The organism is Rhizobium sp. 01T444 (assembly GCF_056398305.1).
This window is the reverse complement of the sequence record NZ_JBFTPD010000226.1, coordinates 1-647: the sequence shown is the minus strand read 5'-3', so window position 1 is coordinate 647 and position 647 is coordinate 1. Positions and strand designations below refer to the sequence as shown.

The window sequence follows — 647 nt, the reverse complement described above, 5'->3', positions numbered from 1 at the left end:
GGCACCATGTCGAGCTTGTTCAGCACGAGCCAGCGCGGCTTTTCGTACAAGGCCGTGTGGTATTTCTTGAGCTCACCAGCGATCGCCTTGGCCTGCGCGACCGGATCGACACTCTCGTCGAAGGGGGCCAGGTCGACGACGTGAAGCAGCAGACGCGTCCGCTGGAGGTGGCGCAGGAACAGATGGCCCAATCCGGCACCTTCCGATGCTCCCTCGATCAGGCCCGGGAGGTCTGCCACGACGAAACTCTGCTCGGGCCCGACCCGCACAACGCCAAGATTGGGGTGCAGGGTAGTGAAGGGGTAGTCGGCGATGCGTGGCCGCGCATTGGAGATCGCGCTGATCAGCGTGGACTTTCCCGCGTTCGGCATGCCCAGCAGACCCACGTCGGCCAGCACCTTCAGCTCGAGCTTGAGACTCTTGTGTTCTCCGGGCCAACCTGGCGTCTTCTGCCGCGGTGCGCGGTTGATGGCACTCTTGAAGCGCATGTTGCCGAAGCCGCCGTCACCGCCCTTGGCGATCGTGATCACCTCGCCCGGCGTCAGCAGTTCGTACAGGACTTCGCCGGTCTCGGCGTCCGTGATGATCGTGCCGACCGGCATCTTGAGCGTGACATCATCGCCGGCCGCGCCGAACATGTCCGAGCC

General features: G+C 64.5%; 1 protein-coding gene. It reads right to left on the bottom strand.

Annotated features, from left to right (window positions below):
- The coding region (cgtA, locus tag AC1DTN_RS38110; RefSeq protein WP_477925342.1) for an Obg family GTPase CgtA at positions 1-647 on the bottom strand (647 nt) is incomplete at both ends.